The sequence below is a fragment of the Methylomarinovum tepidoasis genome, from assembly GCF_030294985.1.
In the GTDB taxonomy this organism is placed as follows: Bacteria; Pseudomonadota; Gammaproteobacteria; order Methylococcales; family Methylothermaceae; genus Methylohalobius; species Methylohalobius tepidoasis.
In genome coordinates this window covers 527,027-544,029 of the sequence record NZ_AP024718.1, presented here as the reverse complement: position 1 = coordinate 544,029, position 17,003 = coordinate 527,027, and the positions used below count along the sequence as shown (strand labels likewise).

General features: G+C 63.2%; 21 protein-coding genes and 1 tRNA gene. 13 read left to right on the top strand and 9 right to left on the bottom strand.

What is annotated here, in order from left to right:
- Positions 1–15 precede the first annotated feature (15 nt).
- Positions 16–729 carry an orotidine-5'-phosphate decarboxylase gene (gene pyrF / locus MIN45_RS02725; protein WP_286293222.1) on the bottom strand — a complete coding sequence of 238 codons (714 nt, stop codon included), beginning with the start codon at positions 727–729 and terminating at the stop codon, positions 16–18.
- 54 nt (positions 730–783) lie between these two features.
- On the opposite strand from pyrF, the gene MIN45_RS02720 reads away from it, so the two are divergent.
- Positions 784–1,722: an AEC family transporter gene (locus tag MIN45_RS02720; protein ID WP_286293220.1), complete on the top strand. Its 939-nt coding sequence runs from the start codon at positions 784–786 to the stop codon at positions 1,720–1,722.
- A 43-nt stretch (positions 1,723–1,765) separates the two neighbouring features.
- A complete protein-coding gene (locus tag MIN45_RS02715) occupies positions 1,766–2,551 on the top strand; it encodes an enoyl-ACP reductase FabI (protein ID WP_286293218.1) in 786 nt (261 codons plus the stop codon).
- On the opposite strand, the gene MIN45_RS02710 is transcribed toward MIN45_RS02715, so the two are convergent.
- Complete coding sequence (locus MIN45_RS02710; protein ID WP_286293216.1) at positions 2,526–4,019, bottom strand: putative bifunctional diguanylate cyclase/phosphodiesterase; 1,494 nt, start codon at positions 4,017–4,019, stop codon at positions 2,526–2,528. The two genes, MIN45_RS02715 and MIN45_RS02710, sit on opposite strands and share 26 nt — an antisense overlap.
- A gap of 163 nt (positions 4,020–4,182) precedes the next feature.
- On the opposite strand from MIN45_RS02710, the gene MIN45_RS02705 reads away from it, so the two are divergent.
- The 7 genes from MIN45_RS02705 (at position 4,183) to MIN45_RS02675 (ending at position 9,325) form a co-directional block, all read left to right on the top strand.
- Positions 4,183–4,536, top strand: a complete 354-nt coding sequence (locus MIN45_RS02705) for a hypothetical protein (protein WP_286293215.1) — start codon at positions 4,183–4,185, stop codon at positions 4,534–4,536.
- Positions 4,537–4,540: 4 nt separating this feature from the next.
- Positions 4,541–5,365: a thermonuclease family protein gene (locus MIN45_RS02700; RefSeq protein WP_286293213.1), complete on the top strand. Its 825-nt coding sequence runs from the start codon at positions 4,541–4,543 to the stop codon at positions 5,363–5,365.
- Positions 5,366–5,417: 52 nt separating this feature from the next.
- Positions 5,418–5,491, top strand: a tRNA-Met gene (locus MIN45_RS02695).
- 181 nt (positions 5,492–5,672) lie between these two features.
- Positions 5,673–6,287, top strand: coding sequence for a hypothetical protein (locus MIN45_RS02690; RefSeq protein WP_286293210.1), 615 nt, complete (start codon positions 5,673–5,675; stop codon positions 6,285–6,287).
- A 19-nt stretch (positions 6,288–6,306) separates the two neighbouring features.
- The gene (locus MIN45_RS02685) at positions 6,307–8,010 is read left to right on the top strand and encodes a multicopper oxidase domain-containing protein (protein WP_286293207.1); all 1,704 of its coding nucleotides are present in this window, start codon (positions 6,307–6,309) and stop codon (positions 8,008–8,010) included.
- A gap of 1 nt (position 8,011) precedes the next feature.
- Entirely contained in the window at positions 8,012–8,839 is an 828-nt protein-coding gene (locus MIN45_RS02680; protein WP_286293205.1) for a multicopper oxidase domain-containing protein, read from the top strand.
- A 60-nt stretch (positions 8,840–8,899) separates the two neighbouring features.
- Positions 8,900–9,325 carry a YqaA family protein gene (locus MIN45_RS02675; RefSeq protein ID WP_286293204.1) on the top strand — a complete coding sequence of 142 codons (426 nt, stop codon included), beginning with the start codon at positions 8,900–8,902 and terminating at the stop codon, positions 9,323–9,325.
- A gap of 22 nt (positions 9,326–9,347) precedes the next feature.
- Here MIN45_RS02675 and mtoX read toward each other — a convergent pair whose 3' ends face one another.
- The 5 genes from mtoX to MIN45_RS02650 form a co-directional block, all read right to left on the bottom strand.
- The gene (gene mtoX / locus MIN45_RS02670; RefSeq protein WP_286293203.1) at positions 9,348–10,640 is read right to left on the bottom strand and encodes a methanethiol oxidase; all 1,293 of its coding nucleotides are present in this window, start codon (positions 10,638–10,640) and stop codon (positions 9,348–9,350) included.
- A gap of 44 nt (positions 10,641–10,684) precedes the next feature.
- Positions 10,685–10,867: a (4Fe-4S)-binding protein gene (locus MIN45_RS02665; RefSeq protein ID WP_286293202.1), complete on the bottom strand. Its 183-nt coding sequence runs from the start codon at positions 10,865–10,867 to the stop codon at positions 10,685–10,687.
- 3 nt (positions 10,868–10,870) lie between these two features.
- Positions 10,871–11,146 (bottom strand): DUF4242 domain-containing protein, encoded by a 276-nt coding sequence (locus MIN45_RS02660; RefSeq protein ID WP_286293201.1) that lies wholly within the window; start codon positions 11,144–11,146, stop codon positions 10,871–10,873.
- Between the two features lie 13 nt (positions 11,147–11,159).
- Entirely contained in the window at positions 11,160–11,804 is a 645-nt protein-coding gene (locus tag MIN45_RS02655) for a TetR/AcrR family transcriptional regulator (protein WP_286293200.1), read from the bottom strand.
- Positions 11,805–11,872: 68 nt separating this feature from the next.
- Positions 11,873–12,646, bottom strand: a complete 774-nt coding sequence (locus tag MIN45_RS02650; protein WP_286293199.1) for a hypothetical protein — start codon at positions 12,644–12,646, stop codon at positions 11,873–11,875.
- Positions 12,647–12,824: 178 nt separating this feature from the next.
- On the opposite strand from MIN45_RS02650, the gene MIN45_RS02645 reads away from it, so the two are divergent.
- Both MIN45_RS02645 and aroK read left to right on the top strand, forming a co-directional pair.
- Entirely contained in the window at positions 12,825–13,274 is a 450-nt protein-coding gene (locus tag MIN45_RS02645) for a hypothetical protein (RefSeq protein ID WP_286293198.1), read from the top strand.
- Between the two features lie 83 nt (positions 13,275–13,357).
- Complete coding sequence (gene aroK, locus MIN45_RS02640) at positions 13,358–13,879, top strand: shikimate kinase AroK (RefSeq protein ID WP_286293197.1); 522 nt, start codon at positions 13,358–13,360, stop codon at positions 13,877–13,879.
- 80 nt (positions 13,880–13,959) lie between these two features.
- Here the strand turns inward: aroK and MIN45_RS02635 are convergent, their stop codons facing one another.
- Complete coding sequence (locus MIN45_RS02635; protein WP_286293196.1) at positions 13,960–14,268, bottom strand: zinc ribbon domain-containing protein; 309 nt, start codon at positions 14,266–14,268, stop codon at positions 13,960–13,962.
- A 20-nt stretch (positions 14,269–14,288) separates the two neighbouring features.
- Complete coding sequence (locus MIN45_RS02630; RefSeq protein WP_286293195.1) at positions 14,289–14,435, bottom strand: helix-turn-helix domain-containing protein; 147 nt, start codon at positions 14,433–14,435, stop codon at positions 14,289–14,291.
- Positions 14,436–14,536: 101 nt separating this feature from the next.
- On the opposite strand from MIN45_RS02630, the gene aroB reads away from it, so the two are divergent.
- Together aroB and MIN45_RS02620 are read left to right on the top strand one after the other, a co-directional pair.
- On the top strand, positions 14,537–15,625 hold the full coding sequence (gene aroB, locus MIN45_RS02625) for a 3-dehydroquinate synthase (RefSeq protein ID WP_286293193.1): 1,089 nt from the start codon (positions 14,537–14,539) through the stop codon (positions 15,623–15,625).
- The gene (locus tag MIN45_RS02620) at positions 15,600–16,994 is read left to right on the top strand and encodes an SPOR domain-containing protein (RefSeq protein WP_286293192.1); all 1,395 of its coding nucleotides are present in this window, start codon (positions 15,600–15,602) and stop codon (positions 16,992–16,994) included. The genes aroB and MIN45_RS02620 overlap by 26 nt, the downstream gene beginning before the upstream one ends.
- Positions 16,995–17,003: the final 9 nt, after the last annotated feature.

Sequence of the window (17,003 nt, the reverse complement as noted above, 5' to 3'; positions counted from 1 at the left end):
TCCGGCGGGCCTTTTTTAATTCTGGAACAGGGTGGCGATCTGCTGCTGGATGGCCTCGGCGGCCGCTTTGGGATCGTGAGCGTCGCGGATGGGGCGGCCGACGACGATGTAATCGGCGCCGTTGGCGAAGGCTTCCTCCACGGTGACGACCCGTTTCTGATCGCCGGCCGGCGATCCCTGCGGGCGCACGCCCGGGGTGACGATCAGGGGATCGTCTCCCAATTCCCGGCGGAGCAGCTGCGCTTCCCGGCCGGAAGCGATCACCCCGTCGAGGCCCGCGTCCACGGCCTGGCGGGCGCGCCGGCGCACCAGGGTTTCGAGGTCCGAGGCGTATCCCATCGCCTTGAGCGCAGCTTCGTCCAGGCTGGTCAAGACGGTCACGGCCAGGATCTTGAGCGTTGCGCCTTTGCCGCGGGCGGCGGCGGCCATGATGGCAGGGTCGCCATGAACGGTGGCGAAGGTCACCGGCGTGCGGCTCAAGGCCCGCACCGCCCGTTCCACCGTTGCGGGAATGTCGTAGAACTTGAGATCGGCGAACACCTTCTTGCCCCGGGCGGTGAGCCAGTCGATCAGGGCGAAGTAATCGCCGGCCATGAACAGTTCCAGGCCGATCTTATAGAATGTGGCCGTCCCGCCCAGGCGCTCGACCAGTTCGCGGGCCTGGGCGTGGTCGGGCAGATCGAGGGCGACGATGAGGCGGTCCTGGGGGGGGATCGGTTTGCAGGGCATCGTTCGTTCGGTCGTTGGCTTTAAAGAGGCACTCATGATACCGGAAAAACACCCATGCTGACGGTCCTGGGGCAGATGTTCCTGTTGATCCTCTGTGGTGCGGCCTGGCGGCGGCTGCGCCCCGGGGGAGTGGATGGCGACCAGACCCGGCGGGTGCTGACGGCGGTCGTCTATTATCTGTTTCTGCCTGCGCTCATCCTCAAGCTCATGAGCCGGGCGCCCCTGGGTTGGGAGAGCCTGCGGATCTCCCTGTTCGGCCTTGCGGTCATGGGAACGGGTGGACTGCTGGGAGCGTTGTGGCTGTATGGGAGGAAAACCGAACGGCGGCAGGCGGGAGCGGTTTGGTTGGCGGTCAGTTTCCCCAACGTCACCTTTCTGGGGTTGCCCGTCCTGTTGGAAACCTTCGGCGACTGGGCAGGTCAGCTGGTCATTCAGCTGGATCTGTTCGCCTTCACGCCCCTGGTCATGACCGTGGGCGTGCTCGTGGCCCAGTCTTTGGGCGGGCAGGGCGGCGGGAACCACATGGCGACCCTGCTGCGGGTGCCTTCGCTGTGGGCGGCGGCGGTGGCCATCGGCGTCAACCTCAGCGGCTGGCAGTGGCCGGCCTGGTGGCTGGGCTTTTTCGATCTGCTGGCCCGCGGTGTGACGCCCCTGATGCTGTTGTCCCTGGGACTGGCGCTGCGCTGGCGGGGGCTGGGACGGCAGCTGTTGCCTTTGGCCCTCGGGGTGATCGGCTTGCGGTTGTTGCTGATGCCGCTGATCGCCGCGTTCCTGGTGCGCGCGTTGGGTTTCGGGGGCGAAAAGGCGGTGGCTCTAGTGCTGGAGGCAGGGATGCCGAGCATGTTGTTCGGGGTGGTATTGTGCGACCGTTTCGGCCTCGACAGCCGCCTTTACGCCGTTCTGGTCACGACGACGACGGTGCTGGCGATGCTGACCCTGCCGCTGTGGTTCGAACTTTGCCATGCTGGCATCGGTTCCTCGGGTACAAGATAATAGTCTGGTTTGGGGACCGACAACTAAAAACCGGAGGAATCACATGGGTTTTTTGCAAGGCAAGCGTGCGTTGATCGTAGGATTGGCCAGCAACCGTTCCATCGCCTGGGGCATCGCTCAAGCCATGCGCCGGGAGGGGGCGGAGCTGGCCTTCACCTATCAGAACGACAAGCTCAAGGATCGGGTGGAGAAGCTGGCGCGGGAATGCGGTTCCGATCTCACCGTCGCCTGTGACGTGAGCAGCGACGAGCAGATTCAGGGGGTGTTCGAGTATCTCAAGCCCCACTGGAAGGACGGTCTCGACATCATCGTCCATTCGGTGGCCTTTGCTCCGCGCCGCGCGCTGGAGGGGGATTACCTGGAATCGGTGGACCGGGAGGCCTTTGGCATCGCCCACGACATCAGTTCCTACAGCTTCGCCGCCCTGGCCAAGGCCGGCCGCGCCATGCTGCGTTCCGGCGGCGCGCTGCTGACCCTGAGCTACCTGGGGGCCGAACGGGTGATTCCCAATTACAACGTCATGGGGGTCGCCAAGGCCAGCCTGGAGGCGAACGTACGCTACATGGCCGCCTCCCTGGGGCCGCAGGGGGTGCGGGTCAATGCCGTCTCCGCAGGGCCCATCCGGACCTTGGCGGCTTCCGGCATCAGCAATTTCCGGGAGATGCTCAGCAAGGCCGAAAACGCCTCGCCGCTGCGTCGCAACGTCACCATCGAGGAGGTCGGCAACGCCGCCGCCTTCCTGTGCTCCGATCTGGCCTCCGGGATCACCGGTGAGGTGGTGTACGTCGATGCCGGTTACAACATCATGGGGCTGGCGTTCGGGGCTTGACCGTATTACGCGCCTGGCGGTGCCTGGTTTCGAACTGCGCCAGCGGCATCGGCCTGCCGAACAGATAACCCTGGCCCTCGTCGCAGCCGGATCGGCGCAGGCTTTCCCACTGGCTCCGGGTTTCGATGCCCTCTGCCAGCGTGGTCAGCCCAAGGCTGTGGCCCAGCTGGATGATCCCGTGGACGATGGCCTTGCTGCCGGCATCTGCCGACATGGGGCGGACGAAACTCTGGTCGATCTTGAGGGTGTCGAGGGGAAAACGGCGCAGGTGGTTCAGGGACGAATAGCCGGTGCCGAAGTCGTCAAGGGCAAGGCGGATGCCGAGGTCCTTCAGTTGCCGCAGGATGCGGGTCGCGTGCTCCACGTCGAACATGGCGGCGGTTTCGGTGATTTCCAGCTCCAGTTTTCCCGGATCGACCGGATGGCGCTTTAGGGCGGCCTGTAGCAGTTCCGGCAGGCGCTGCTGATGGAACTGGTAGGCGGAAATGTTGATCGCCAGGCGCAGATGGGCGAATTCGTTTTCCCGCCAGCGTTCCAGTTGGCACAGCGCCTGTTCCAGCAGCCATTGGGTGATCGGGCCGATGAGACCGGTTTCCTCGGCCAAGGGAATGAACCGCTCCGGAGGCAGCAGCCCGTGTTGGGGATGATGCCAGCGTAGGGTGATTTCGGCCCCCAGGAGGCCGCCGTCATCGAGACGGACCTGGGGCTGGAAGTACAGTTCCAGTTCACCGTATTCGATGGCGTGCCGCAGATAGCCTTCCAGCGCCAGCGGTTGGCCGAGCGTGGGTTCCAGTTGCGGGTGGTAGCGACAGCAGGTGCCGCCGCCACGGCGCTGGGCCTGGCGCAGCGCCAGTTCCGCCGCCCGTATCAGGGCGGGCAGGGTTTGGCCGTCAGCGGGATAACGGCTGATGCCGATGCTGACCGAAACCCAGAATTCCCGGTGATCGACATGGACGGGGCGGTGGAGCGCCTCGATCAGGCGGCGGGCGGTCTGGGTGGTGGCGCCTTCATGGAGAACCAGCGCGAAGGTATCGGTTTCCAGCTGGTAAAGACGGGCGTCCTTTTCCGGAACCACCGCCGCCAGACGGTTCGCGACGGCCCTGAGCAGGCGATCGCAGGCCGAGTGCCCCAGATTGCTGAGGAACAGGCGGAAACGGTCGATCTGAAGCAACAGGATGGCGGCCTGCCGCCCTTGGCGCAGCGGGCCGGTCCGGTGGTAGAAGAGGCGCCGGTTCGGCAGACCGGTGACCGGATCGTGATGGGCCTGCCACTCGAGCCTTCGCAGGGTCAGATGCGTCAGCATCGCGCGTGCCAGCGAGGCCAGACAAAGCAGGGTGAAAAGAACGGTGGACAAAGGACCGGTTTGACGCCAAAGAAGCGGCGCCAGTACCGACAACAGCCCGATGATCGCGATGTCCAGAGCGGTGGCCAAGCGGGCGAGTCGATAGGTTGAAAGACGGACTTCCATGGAGGTCCTCGCCGTATCGGGAACCTCATTCTAATCCAGCAGGCGGATTCAAGGGGACAAAACCACCGGCCCGGGGAGATCGGGATGCTATAATTTCCAGCTTAAATCTTGGATCCGGGGATCCCGGTGTGTCGCCAATCGCTTTTGAGGATAAGCATCGACCATGAAATGGCTTAATCTCGGTTTGATCCGTCTGTTCGAATTCATCACTTTGCTGCTGTATTCCTTCTTCGTTCTGACCTACTTCAGCGCCTTTTTGCTGTTGCCGCTGGACGCGGTGACTTTGCTGGTCAGGGCCTTGGGGCTGGTAGGGTTGCCGGCCCTGGCGGGCCTGCCGGTCGCCGTCGCGGTGACGGCGTATCTGTGCTATCTGGTCTATCGCCTGCCCGGTCTGGTCCAGACCGTACTGAAAGGCGGCATGGAGCTGACCAATGCGGGCTATGCCCAGCTGCGTCAGCTCGAGGCGGTCGCCGCCCGGATCAACGGCAAGCCGGCCGGGGCTTCGGCGGCGGCCTGAGGCCATGATCCGCGGTTTCCTCGCCGCAGTCTTTCTGTTCCTGATGACGGCCGCCGCGGCGGCCGTTTTTCAATGGCGCGATTCCCAGGGGAATTATCATTTCAGCGACAGGCCGCTGGCGGCGGACGCCGCGGTGCTGCAGCTGGAGCGCCGCCCCCGCTATCACCAAGTCGCCTACATTTACGATGGAGATACCGTCCGCCTTGCCGACGGGCGCAAAGTGCGCCTCCTCAATATCAACACCCCGGAGATCGAAACCGAGCGCAAGCGCGGCGAGCCGGGCGGGGAGGCAGCGAAGCGGCAGCTGGAGACCCTGCTCGAGGGGCGGCGGGTGAGGCTGGAGTATGACGTGGAACGGCATGACAAATACGGGCGTACCCTGGCCTACCTGTTCCGCCACGACGGCCTGCACGTGAACCTGCAGCTGGTCGCCCTGGGATGGGCGATCGCCAACATTCACCCGCCCAACCTCAAATATGCCGATGCGATTCTCGAAGCCCAGCAGCAAGCGGAGCAGGCCCGGCGGGGAATCTGGGGGATGGATGCCTATGCGCCCAAGCCGATCGAGATTCTGCGCCGCAAGCGTCTGCACGGCTGGCAGCGATTGGTGGGGGTGCCCAAGGCTGTCAAGCCGGGGCGCAAGTATGTCCGGTTGTCGTTCGCCGCCGATCTCTATGTGACCATTCCCCGGGCCAATTTACGCTGGTTTCCGCCCCTGGAATCCTATCTCGGCCACCGAGTCGAGGTGCGTGGCTGGCCGTCCAGGCGGGGGCGCCAGCACTCGATCCTGGTGCGCCATCCCAGCGCCCTGATCGTGCTGGACCGCTAGCGAGGCTTGACACTGAAAACCGCTCCGGGAATAATATGCGCTTCCTTGTGACGGCTACGTAGCTCAGCTGGTTAGAGCACAGCACTCATAATGCTGGGGTCGGTGGTTCGAGTCCACCCGTAGCCACTTCTCATGATTTCGTCTCCCCCCACCGCGTCGTTGCCGGTTCATATAAACATTTCCTGATGCTGGCTTTTCCACGCCGTGATTTGGTAAAGTGGATAGCGGCCTTCATTTGTCGTGCCTGATTTGGCACAATACGAAGAGCCCGTATTCCATAATAACCTAGCTAGAGAGTGGAGGAGCTATGCGCAGTTTATTCCAATTTTTCGTCGCGTTGATTCTGGGATTCGCTTCCCTGACGCCGGCTTTCGCCGATGGCGGCGGTGGCGGCGGCGGTGATTTCTGCCGCATCAGTGTCGGTGATTTCACCCTGATGTTTTCCGCCTATCAACCCCAGCTGACCGGCGACCGCAAGTATTGTACCCAGATGCCTGGCCTGGGCCGTACCAACCTGGTGTTCGACTATGAATCCAAGGAAGGGACCACTTCCATTGGTGCGACGCGGGAACTGGATCAGAAAATCAAGGAAATGAGGCTGGCTTTGAAGGTGGTCCGCGAGTCCGACGGGACGGTGATTGCCGAGGTGCCGCCGAAAAAGATGCGTGGCGGTATTCTGGAGACCGTGGTGGATTTCGAACAGCCGGGGAACTATGAAGTCGAGGTCAAGCTGGTCGATCCCAACGGCAAGGAATACGAAAACCATCTGGAGCTGCTCGTGGGCGTCGACAGCGGTTCCCAGATGCGCCTTTACATGATCGTCGGTATCGTGCTACTGGCGCTCGTTTACATTCTGTACCTGTCCCATGCCGGTTTCCGCGCTGCAGTGGATGGGGTATTGGGCAAATTCAAGAACCTCTAAAGACCAAAGCAATAACTCCATGCAGCGATACCGTGTGACTTTGGCAGGGGGCGTTTTCGCCCTCTGTTTCTCTTTTGCCGTGACGGCGGACGTCTCATCAATGCCGGACGCCCATGCCAAGCCCGCCCAGGCGGCAGCGCCGGAGCCTTTCTGTCCTCCAGAGCGCCCTGTTCGGTGGCGTGACGCCCAAAAGATCGACGGGGTGGAAATCGAGGAAGAGCGTGTCTGTCTGCCGGACAATCCCTATGACATCGCTGCTTTCGTCAAGGGAACCAACAACATCTCCATGCCGACCCTGATGAAGACCCGGTTGGCGGCCGACAGCGTCATCAAGCGCAACGACCGCGACGGGGACGGGGATCCGGACGAGATCATCATCAAGCTGGAGGTCGCGGAACTCAACGGCGCCTCTCCGGATACCACCGAACCGGTTCACGGCTTCGCCATCGCCCCCGGGATCAAGCCAGCCTTTTGGGTCTTCGCGCCCAAGGTCCGCGGCATGGCGACCAAGGACGCCCACAGCATCGAAGCCAATCCGCTGCTGCGTCCCCCGTCGCCGACGATTCGGGTGGAGCAGGGGGACACGGTCAGGATCGTGCTCGAGAACACCCATTACTTTCCCCACACCATTCACCTTCACGGTGTGGATCATCCCTACGTCGATGCCAAAGGGGAGGGCAACGACGGCGTACCCCAGACCAGCGAAGGCTTCATCATTCCCGGGCAAGCACGGACCTACGACATCACCCCGCGCCAGCCGGGCACCTTCATCTATCACTGTCACGTTCAGACCCATACCCACCTGGCGATGGGGCTGATCGGGATGCTGGTGGTGGAGGAGAATCGCCCGAACAACTGGGTGCAAACCCTGAACGTCGGTGCCGGTAAGGTCCGCCACCCCGCCAAGGCAATCCGGGAAGAATACGATCAGGAATACGATCTGGTCTATCAAGCGGTGGACAAGGAACTGCACCAGATCGTCCAGTCCTCCAACGATCCGCGGGTCATCGCCAAACGCATGAACCGCGAATACGACCTGACCGACGCCACCGAGGACTACTTCCTGCTCAACGGCCGTTCCTTCCCCTACACTCTGCGGGAATCCCTGCTGGTGGTCGAGCCGGATCAGAACATCAAACTCCGCATGCTCAACGCCCAGAGCGAGCTTTTGGCGGTCCACACCCATGGCCACAAGGCGACCATCACCCACTATGACGGGGTCGCCGTCAATCCCCAAGCCCGGATCATGCGGGACATCTTCGATCTTGCCCCCGCCCAACGTGTCGATCTCAAGCTCACCACTACCGACGACGGCCTGCACAATTACGGCCAGGGAATCTGGGTGGTCCATGATCACGTCGAGCGCGGCATCACCACCGACGGCATGAACCCGGGCGGCAACATCAGCGCCATCGTCTACAAGTCCTATCTGGGGCCAGGGGACGTTCCCAAGGTGCAGGGCGTCGACCTCAGCCGCTATTTCACCGAAGCTTTCTATCAGCGCAAACTGCCGGTTTGGCAGAACATCGACGAATGGGACAGCCTGGGCGATCCCGAAGCCCGCAGTCAGGAAACGGTCCAACCGCCGGAAGCCGGGGAGGAGGCTTCCCCGTGGAGGCGTTTTTGGATCGGGCTGTTGATCGGCCTTCTCGCCTATGTGCTGTTTTCCAATCGTGAACGTGCCCGTGAGCTGTTCTGCCGCTACGTTCTGGAGAAATCATAAGATGAAACGGACTGGCCTCTGGATCTTGTGGGGGGTGCTGTTGGCTCTGCCCGTCTGGGCAGCGAAGATGCCGATGATGAACCACGGTCGCATGCTCATGGACATGGGCGGTAAGATGGTGATGGGATACAACACCGACCAACTGCCGCCGGGCTGCCGCCGGATTTCGGAGGACGTGAAACTGACCGTCCATGCCGGCCACAAATATTCACGCGACTTTCCCGGCACCATGTTCGGTTACGACCGGCGCAAGTGGCAGGTCGAGCCCTGTGCCCGGGTCACCGTCACCCTGGTCAACGAGGACCAGATCCGCCATCAGTGGATGCTCCACGGTCTGCCCGAGGAAGTCTATCCCCGCGGCATGTTCCACCTGGAGGTGACCGGTCCCGGCGAGGTGACCGGAACCTTCATCGCCCCGGCCGAAGACCGGACCTATCTGGTCCATTGTGACATCACCCAGCACACCGAGAAAGGCATGAAGGCCGAGCTGGTGGTCGGTGACGGTAGCGGCGACTTACCTGGAATCGCCGGCATCACCCCGCCGGCGGTCGTCTATCCGGATCATGGCGAGATGGGTGGGGTAGTGGCGGCGGACGCTACGGCACAGACGCCGGAATCCGGTCGCCGCCCCCTACTGTCGGGCCTGCTGGTCCTCGGTCTGGTGCTGGCGGTGCTCGGCGCTCCCTATCTGTTCGACTGGGTGGGACGGCGTTTCCTCGGCATGAGTGGTCGGGAGCTGAACGCTTATCTGTTCGAACGGATCATGGCGCTCTTCTGCCGGCTGATCAAACTGATCCGGTCGTTGACAGCCGCAGGCTCGTCCAGCTGAACTTTTCTCTCTTCCGGACTGAAATAAAGCCCTCCACCGCGAGGGCTTTTTGACGGGCGCATGATCGAATCCTTTCCCCTGTCGGCGCTGTTCGTCAGCGCCTTCGTGTCGGCCACTCTGGCGCCGGGCGGTTCGGAGGCGTTGCTGGCCTGGTGGGTGCTGCAGACGCCGGAAGCGGCGCTGCCGTTGTGGTTCAGCGCCACCCTGGGAAACACCTTGGGGGCGATGACGACCTGGTGGCTGGGCTGGATGTTGGCGAAGGGATGGTCGCCGCAGCGGCTTCTGGCCCGCAAGGTGCCGGAAGCGGCGTTGGCGAAGGTGCGTCGTTACGGCCTGCCGGTGCTGCTGTTGTCGTGGCTGCCGCTGATCGGCGACGGATTGTGCCTTGCGGCCGGCTGGCTGCGTCTGCCCTGGCTGCCCGGTTTGGCGCTGATCGCCGCCGGCAAGGGGCTGCGCTATGCGGCTTTGGTCTGGTGGCTGGGGTGAGGCCGTCCCTGGCCTTCGGGTGTCATCGATAGAGCGCGTAGGCGCCGAAACGCATCTGATGGGGGCGTCCCAGCTTCTCCTTGAGGAAGTCGATCTGGAACAGGGGCGTCAATTCCCTGCCGTCCCAGCGGTAGGCTTTGACGAACTGTTCGTTGTCCTTGCCCTTCTTATCCCACTTCGACAGCAGCGATGAGCTGAAATAGACCCGCTTGCCGTCCCAGCTCTGGGACACCATGTTCACCTGGGCGCCGATCTTTTTCTGATAGATCTGCTTCGGGTGGAACGGGTCGGAGATGTCGAACAGGCGGGCGCTGCCGTCCATGAAGGTGGTCACCCACAGGCGCCGGTCGTCGCTTTCGATGGAGATGTCCACCGGCAGGGGGATCTTGGCGGGATCGCCGATGTCCGCCACCGCCTGGGCGTGCCATTTCCCCTGATCGCCCAGATACACCAGCCAGATCTTGGCGGTCAGGGCGGTGCTGGTGAAGCAGTAGTTGTGGTTCGGTTCCCAGGCGCAGCGGATTTCCAGCGGCGCGCCCGGCACGTCGAAGATCAGTTTGGGCTTGCGGTCGTGCAGGTCCCACAGCACCATGGTGTTGCCGAATTCCTGCATCGCCTGCTTGTCCTGCATCAGTTCCCCCAGATCGCGCATGTAGTTGCGGTGACCTGTGAACGAGGAGGTCAGCATGATGTCGAGGCGGGGCAGGGCGCGGACGTCGTAGCCGTAGCCGTCGGCATGCTTGCCGATCTTGACGGCGCCCTGCAGGTTGTCGTCGGTGGGCATCCAATAGGTGGCGACGTACCGGCCGTCGTTGGTGTATTCCACCAGGGCGGTGCGGCCGCCGTAGTCCTTGTCGTTGGACAGCCCGCTGATGATCATGCGGCCGGGCAGGGCGTAGGTGGTGTGGGGGCCGACCACGCCGCCGCTTTTCTCCACGAAGTCGTCGATCACCTTGACCAGCTTCGGCCTGGCCGGATCGGTGTGGACGTCGAAGATGAAGATCTTGCTGGTGTCCAGGCCGCCGGCCCACAAATAGTTGCGGTCGTCGGTGAAGCCGGAGTGGTGGGCCTCGTGACGGCCGCCCACGGAAACGCTGTGGATGACCTTGCCGAAGGTCTTGGAGTTGGGATTGGCGTCGATGGTGACGAGCTTGTCCGAGCCGTCTCCCAGCCCCTCGATGCCCAGGGTCCAGACGTAGATGAAATCCTCCTGGCCGACGATCTTGGGCATGTAGGGGGACAGCGGCGTTTCATCGGCGCTGCCAGGGAGGGCGGCGGCCAGGAGGCCCAGGCTCAGCAGTAAGATTCGGATCATGGTGTACCTCTTCAGGGAAAAGGCGGGCAGTGCCCGCCCGAGGGTCATTTTTCTTCGATGGCAAGTGCGGCGGCGGGACACATGCCGACCACCCGGCGGATTTCCGCTTCTGGGGCAGCCTCGGCGTCGATCTCGAGCCGGCCGTCCTCGACCTTGAACACCTGCGGCAGTTCCTTCACGCAGATGCCGGCGTGGCAACAGCGTGCTTCGTCCCAGTGGATCTTCATGGCTCAGCCCTCCGCCGTGGTGGGATCGATCTTCGTCTTCACCTCGCTGATGCGGTCGGCGGGAAAGCCGCCCTTGGCCGCATGTTCGCGCACGGCCTCTTCATTGGGGGCGATATAGACGCAATAGATCTTGTCCTGGGTGACATAGCTTTCCACCCATTGGATCTGGGGCCCCATTTCTCGCAGGATGCCGCAGGACTTCTGCGAAATGGCGGTCAGCTCCTCCGGCGACAGGTCGCCGGCGCCGGGGATCTCCCGTTCGATGACGTACTTGGGCATGGTCGTTCTCCTTTCAGGTTTCGCTTGACGCAGGGTGAAGGCCGGTCTCTGGGCCGGCCGCCTCTCCGGGCAACAGTTCCCGGAAAATCTGATCCATGAAGCGTTCCAGGGGCGCGGTGCTGCGTTCGACCTTCATCCGCAGCAACGCTCCCTGCCAGTTGTCGACGATGCAGTCGGCCAGTTCCTCCGCCGTCCGGTCCCGGCGGACGAGGCCGGCCGCCTGGGCCTGGGCCAGCATCGCGGCGATCTTGTCGCGGTAACGGTGGAGGGCGCGCTGCAGCGCCTGGCGGCACAGCGCACTGGTGTCTCCCACCTCTCCCATCAGATTGCCCAGCAGGCAGCCGCCTTTGAAATCGTTGCCCTGGAGTTCCTCGATCAGGGCGCGGAAGTAGTCTTGCAGCGCCTGGAGCGGCGTGGCCGCGTTTTGGCCGAGGTGGTGATCCAGTTGCTGGATGAAAGGCTCGATGTAATGTTCGATCACCGCCGCGCTGAAGGCTTCCTTGCTGGGAAAATAGTGGTAGAAGGAGCCTTTGGGAATCCCTGCCCGGGAGAGGATCTCCTGCAGGCCGGTGCCGTGATAGCCCCGGGCCAGCAGCAGCCGGACGCCTTCATCGAGCAGCTGGCGTTTTTTGGCTTCTTTGGGGTTTGCTGCATTCATGGGCAGGGATGATACGACCGGTCGTCTCGAAACACAAGCAAAAGAAAAGGGGGCATCGCCCCCTCGGGTCAGTCTTCTGCAGCCACGTGCACCCATTCCGGCGCCGAGAGCCATTGTCTGAAGGTAGCCGGCAGGGTCTGCAGGCGCTGCCATTGCAGGATCAGCCAGTTGGCGCCGAACAGCGCCACTGCATCCACCAGGCAGTACCAGGCGGCGACGCCGCTGGGCGGGTTTCCCTGGGGCAGCGACAGCACCGGATCGATGGGCACCCAGGTCCAGGTTTTCAGGGCGGTGCCGATCAGCTCCAGATGGGTGGTGACGAAGAAAGCCGCCAGATAGACCAGCGGCGCGCGGCCCCACAGCACACAGGGAACGTAGACCAGAAACAGCAGCATGCCGACCCAGTCGCCGCGTTCGGCGAAGGTCACCCCCCACAAGGACCACAATCCCATGACCAGCAGCACCCCCCAGGTGACCGGTTTCTGCCACAGCTGGAACAGGGGCGAGCGGGCCATGGCGACGGCGGTCAGATAGACCAGGCCGTGTCCCGGGGGGATGTAGGCGGGAATATTGTGGAAATGGTAGATGTAGCCGTGCATCATGCCGGAGGCGAAGTGCTCGCCGGCGGTGGCGAAGGCGACCGCGATCAGAACCTGTAGCCGCACCAGATTGCTTTCCCAAAACAACACGCCGATGAGGACGACCCAGGCGCATTTTCCCAGGGCGTTCTGCAGTTCGAGGTCGTGAAACGAATCCAGATAGAGACAGCCGGCGATCCCGACGAAGGTGATGGCGGTGATGATGAGATCGTGGACGCTGTTTCTGACGGCTTGACGGAACATCGCTTTTCCTGCACGTGGCTCTAACCGGAGCTAAGTTACCTCGGAATCGGGCCCGGCTCAAGCATGCTGGCCAAGGTGGTGGCAAGGCGGTATCCTTCCCCTTTCCCTGGGGAGAGAAACTTGCCGCCACGGCCGGCGTCGAATTAACGATTGGGTTGAAGACTGGAGTTAAGGAATCATGTTCGAAAAATTGGTGCGCAACAAATACTCGATGTTGTTGCTGGCAATCTATATCGTTGCCCTTTACGTCATTTTGAACAAGGCCATCGTGCCGTTCGTCTTCAAGACGCTCGAAGCGGACCTTTTTACCGGCGATCCCTCCAAATCGGGTCAGGTGACCGAAGTGCACGACAACCGCACCGCCATGGCGCTGTTGCAGTGCAACCGCTATGTCCGCGAGCGCTTCGACGATGAGGCCAGCCTGACTTTCGAAAACAAGGATTACCACTCCTGGGACATCGGCTTCGGCCGTTTTCTGGTCAAATCCCGCGTGGATGTAAGCGAGCCGGGTGAGGCGATGATACGCAAGAACTACGTATGCGAAATCAAGCACACCGGCGGCGACCTGGCGGACCAGGAAAACTGGAAACTGACGGGGCTGGCGCTGAACGACGTGAAACAGCCGTGAGCGTCAGGCATTGACCTGTCTCCGGATGGGGGTTAGTGTTTAACGGCCGGGATTTGCCCGGCCTCGTTGTTTTTGTCGGGGCCATGAGCAGCCAGTCCAGCAACATCTATCTGGTCGGTCCGATGGGGGCCGGCAAGACCACCGTCGGCCGCCTGCTGGCGCGGGAGCTGGGAAAACAGTTCTATGACAGCGACCGTGAGATCGAGACCCGCACCGGCGTGGACATTCCGACCATTTTCGAATACGAAGGCGAGGAAGGCTTTAGGCGCCGGGAAACGGAGGTGTTGCGCGATCTGGTGACGTTGAGCGACATCGTGCTGGCCACCGGCGGGGGGATCATCCTGCGCGAGGAGAACCGGCGGCTGTTGCAGGATCACGGGTTCGTCGTTTACTTGTATTGCCCGGTGGAAAAGCAGTTGGAACGCACCGCCCGTGACACCCACCGGCCGCTGCTGCGGACCTCGAACCCGAAAAAACGCCTGGCGGAGCTGCTGGCAGTGCGGGCGCCGCTGTACGAATCCATCGCCGATTGCACCCTCAACACCGGCGAATGCGCCAGCCGTCAGGCGGTCAAGAAAATCATCCAGGCTTACAGGAATTCTTGACATCCTCCCCGCCCTAAAGGGCGGGGATTCCTGACACCCAAGGCATCAGGATGGTTCACGCTTCACAGACAGCCGCCCAATCAGGCCGGAGCCGGATCAGGTCTTACGCCGTCTCCACGTGCGGTCACGGCCTGCCCGGCCGCCAAAATATTGATGGCCGCGTTAAGGTCGCGGTCCATCACGTTGCCGCAGTCACATTCCATCTGCCGTTTCTCAAGCGGCATGGAGTGAAGCTGACCACAGCGGCAGCACATTTTCGTGCTCGGAAAGAAACGATCCACCTTGACCACCTGCCTGCCGTGCATGATCGCCCTGGCTTCGATGGTTCGAATGTACCCACCCATGGCGGCGTCCTGAAGGCTGCGGGTCAGGTTGTGGTTTTTAACCAAACCGCGCAGGTTCAGGTCCTCTAGGTCATCCGCTCACCTCTGGTGAAGGCGGCGTTACGTTCGTGCAGGAAATGGTTGTAGACGAAACGCACGCAGCCGAATGTCCGGGCCAGGAGGCGTTCCTGTTCCGGAGTCGGGTAGCAGCGGAGGGTCCAGCGCAACTTCATGGTTTACGTTCTAACTCAGGAGATTGTAAGATGCAACAACTTAACGGAGGCCGCGATTTCCTTCCCCGCCTGAAGGCGGGGGAAACCTGCGCGGGAAACAGATGAAAACGCTGACCATCGATCTGGGGGCGCGCAGCTATCCCATCTACATCGGCACCGGCCTGCTGTCCCGGCGGGATCTGTTCACCCCGCATATCGGCGGCGAGCAGGTCATGGTGGTGACCAACGACGTCGTCGGCCCCCTGTATCTGGAGCGCTTGCTGGCCACGCTCGGGTTGCCCGACGAAGCCGCCCTGGTGCTACCCGACGGGGAACGCCACAAGACCCTGGAAACCGTCAACCGCATCTTCGATGCCCTGCTGGAACGCCGCTACAGCCGTAACGCCACCCTGGTCGCCTTGGGGGGCGGAGTGATCGGCGACATCGTGGGTTTCGCCGCCGCCTGCTATCAGCGCGGGATCGATTTCATCCAGGTGCCGACCACCCTGCTGGCCCAGGTGGATTCCTCCGTCGGTGGCAAGACCGGCGTCAACCACCCGCTGGGAAAGAACATGATCGGGGCCTTTCACCAGCCCCGGGCGGTCATCGCCGACATCGCCACCCTCGACACCCTGCCCGAGCGGGAACTTCAGGCCGGGATCGCCGAAGTGATCAAATACGGTCTGATCCGTGACGCCCCGTTCTTTACCTGGCTGGAGGATCACATCGAGGCATTGCGGCGACGTGACCCCGATGCTCTGACCTATGCGGTCGAGCGTTCCTGCCGCAACAAGGCGGAAGTGGTGGCGGCCGACGAGCGCGAAGGGGGGCTTAGGGCCATTCTCAATTTCGGGCATACCTTCGGCCATGCCATCGAGGCGGGAATGGGGTACGGGCGTTACCTGCACGGAGAGGCGGTCGCCATCGGCATGTGCCAGGCGGCGGATCTGTCCGCCCGCCTCGGTCTGCTGCCCCGCCGCGACGTGCAGCGGATCGAGTCCCTGCTGGCGCGGGCGGGGCTTCCCACCACGCCGCCTGCGGCGATGGACGGGGCGGCGTTTCTGCGCCACATGGCGGTGGACAAAAAGAACCGCGATGGCCAGATCCGGCTGATTCTGCTGGAGGAAATCGGCCGCGCCACCCTTCCCCGTCCGGTCCCCCGGGAATCACTGGAAGCGACTTTGCATGAGTACGGCAGAAGCGGTGCTTGAAACGCCCCCCGGGCGCTCCCAGCCGGGATTCGATTTTCTGTCTCCCGAGCGGCAGCAGAAGTTCGATCTGCTGCTGCACCTGCTGGCCAATCTGCCGCGCCCGCTGCTGGTTTCCGGGCCCGAGGGAATCGGCAAATCCACCCTGCTGCGGTTGTTGCAGCAGGCCCAGCAGGACGGATGGCGGATCTGCCGCCTGCAGGGCGGGGAGGAATTGAGTTTCGAGGCGGTGCAGCAGCAATTGGCCGAGTGCCTGGGGCTGGAGAATGCCGGTGAACTGGACCGGGCCCTGGCGCAGCGGGAAGCCGGCGGGGGGCTGGTCATCCTCGCCATCGACGATGGCGGCGACCTGTTGCCCGGCGTGCTCGATGCCGTCTGCCGGCTGGCGGCGCACCATCCGGCATTGCGGGTCGTCGTCACCCTGCGGCCGGACGATCTGCACGTCAAGACCGTCACCGACGCCTGGGCCATCGAGGAGGGGCACGTGATCGAACTGCCGCCGCTGGACCTGTCCCAGACGCGGGACTACGTCCAGGCCCTGTGGGTTCGGGCCGGGCAGGGGGCGGTGGACGAGGCCCTGGTCCGGGAGATCTACCACCGCAGCCACGGCATTCCCGCCCGCATCCGCGAGCAAACCCAGGCGCGTATCGGCAAGCCGCCGTTGCGCTGGCGCCAGGCGCTGGCCAAGCCGGTTTACATCGCCCTGGCGTCGCTCGTCGCCGTGGCCGTCGCCCTGACCTACTGGCAGCAGCGTTCGGTCGGGGAAAAGAGGCAGGCGAAGGCGCCGGCCGCCGTGGCGGTCGAACCCGCCGCGAAACCGTCGCCGGTGGCCGCAGAACCCCAGGTCGTCGCCGGCGAAACCGAACCGCAGGTTTCCGAAGCCGCACCGCAGCTCCCGGCGGCGGTTGCAGAAACCGTTCCGGCGCCGCCTTCCCCGGAGACGGTGACAGAGCCGGTGGCGGAAAGCCCCCCGCCGGATGCGGCGCCCGAAGCGGAGCCGGTGGCGAAGATCGCCACAGCCGAGGCGCAGCCGCTGACACCGGCGGAAATCCTTGTCAGCCTCGGTGTCCACACGAGCGACTGGCTGCTGCAGCAGCCCGAACGGCATTTCACCCTGCAGATCGCCGCTTTCGACAAGCTGGAGGATCTTGCCGGCTTCGTGCGCGAACATCCCGGTTTGCAGCCGCTGGCCTATTACCGCAAACAGCGCCGGGGGCGCGCCTGGTATCCACTGCTCTACGGCGTGTTTCCGACCCTGGAGGCCGCACGTCAGGCCCAGGCGAAGCTGCCGCCGGGTCTCAAGAAGCCCTGGCTGCGGCGCCTGCGTTCGGTGCAGAAGGAAATCCGCGCCCTCCAATCTTCTCAACCCTAGCCTCAAGGA

Excerpts from the sequence above, each read along its gene's own strand:
- pyrF (WP_286293222.1), bottom strand. The coding sequence starts at position 729 with ATGCCCTGCAAACCGATCCCCCCCCAGGACCGCCTCATCGTCGCCCTC.
- MIN45_RS02720 (WP_286293220.1), top strand. The coding sequence starts at position 784 with ATGCTGACGGTCCTGGGGCAGATGTTCCTGTTGATCCTCTGTGGTGCG.
- MIN45_RS02715 (WP_286293218.1), top strand. The coding sequence starts at position 1,766 with ATGGGTTTTTTGCAAGGCAAGCGTGCGTTGATCGTAGGATTGGCCAGC.
- MIN45_RS02710 (WP_286293216.1), bottom strand. The coding sequence starts at position 4,019 with ATGGAAGTCCGTCTTTCAACCTATCGACTCGCCCGCTTGGCCACCGCT.
- MIN45_RS02705 (WP_286293215.1), top strand. The coding sequence starts at position 4,183 with ATGAAATGGCTTAATCTCGGTTTGATCCGTCTGTTCGAATTCATCACT.
- MIN45_RS02700 (WP_286293213.1), top strand. The coding sequence starts at position 4,541 with ATGATCCGCGGTTTCCTCGCCGCAGTCTTTCTGTTCCTGATGACGGCC.
- MIN45_RS02690 (WP_286293210.1), top strand. The coding sequence starts at position 5,673 with ATGCGCAGTTTATTCCAATTTTTCGTCGCGTTGATTCTGGGATTCGCT.
- MIN45_RS02685 (WP_286293207.1), top strand. The coding sequence starts at position 6,307 with ATGCAGCGATACCGTGTGACTTTGGCAGGGGGCGTTTTCGCCCTCTGT.
- MIN45_RS02680 (WP_286293205.1), top strand. The coding sequence starts at position 8,012 with ATGAAACGGACTGGCCTCTGGATCTTGTGGGGGGTGCTGTTGGCTCTG.
- MIN45_RS02675 (WP_286293204.1), top strand. The coding sequence starts at position 8,900 with ATGATCGAATCCTTTCCCCTGTCGGCGCTGTTCGTCAGCGCCTTCGTG.
- mtoX (WP_286293203.1), bottom strand. The coding sequence starts at position 10,640 with ATGATCCGAATCTTACTGCTGAGCCTGGGCCTCCTGGCCGCCGCCCTC.
- MIN45_RS02665 (WP_286293202.1), bottom strand. The coding sequence starts at position 10,867 with ATGAAGATCCACTGGGACGAAGCACGCTGTTGCCACGCCGGCATCTGC.
- MIN45_RS02660 (WP_286293201.1), bottom strand. The coding sequence starts at position 11,146 with ATGCCCAAGTACGTCATCGAACGGGAGATCCCCGGCGCCGGCGACCTG.
- MIN45_RS02655 (WP_286293200.1), bottom strand. The coding sequence starts at position 11,804 with ATGAATGCAGCAAACCCCAAAGAAGCCAAAAAACGCCAGCTGCTCGAT.
- MIN45_RS02650 (WP_286293199.1), bottom strand. The coding sequence starts at position 12,646 with ATGTTCCGTCAAGCCGTCAGAAACAGCGTCCACGATCTCATCATCACC.
- MIN45_RS02645 (WP_286293198.1), top strand. The coding sequence starts at position 12,825 with ATGTTCGAAAAATTGGTGCGCAACAAATACTCGATGTTGTTGCTGGCA.
- aroK (WP_286293197.1), top strand. The coding sequence starts at position 13,358 with ATGAGCAGCCAGTCCAGCAACATCTATCTGGTCGGTCCGATGGGGGCC.
- MIN45_RS02630 (WP_286293195.1), bottom strand. The coding sequence starts at position 14,435 with ATGAAGTTGCGCTGGACCCTCCGCTGCTACCCGACTCCGGAACAGGAA.
- aroB (WP_286293193.1), top strand. The coding sequence starts at position 14,537 with ATGAAAACGCTGACCATCGATCTGGGGGCGCGCAGCTATCCCATCTAC.
- MIN45_RS02620 (WP_286293192.1), top strand. The coding sequence starts at position 15,600 with ATGAGTACGGCAGAAGCGGTGCTTGAAACGCCCCCCGGGCGCTCCCAG.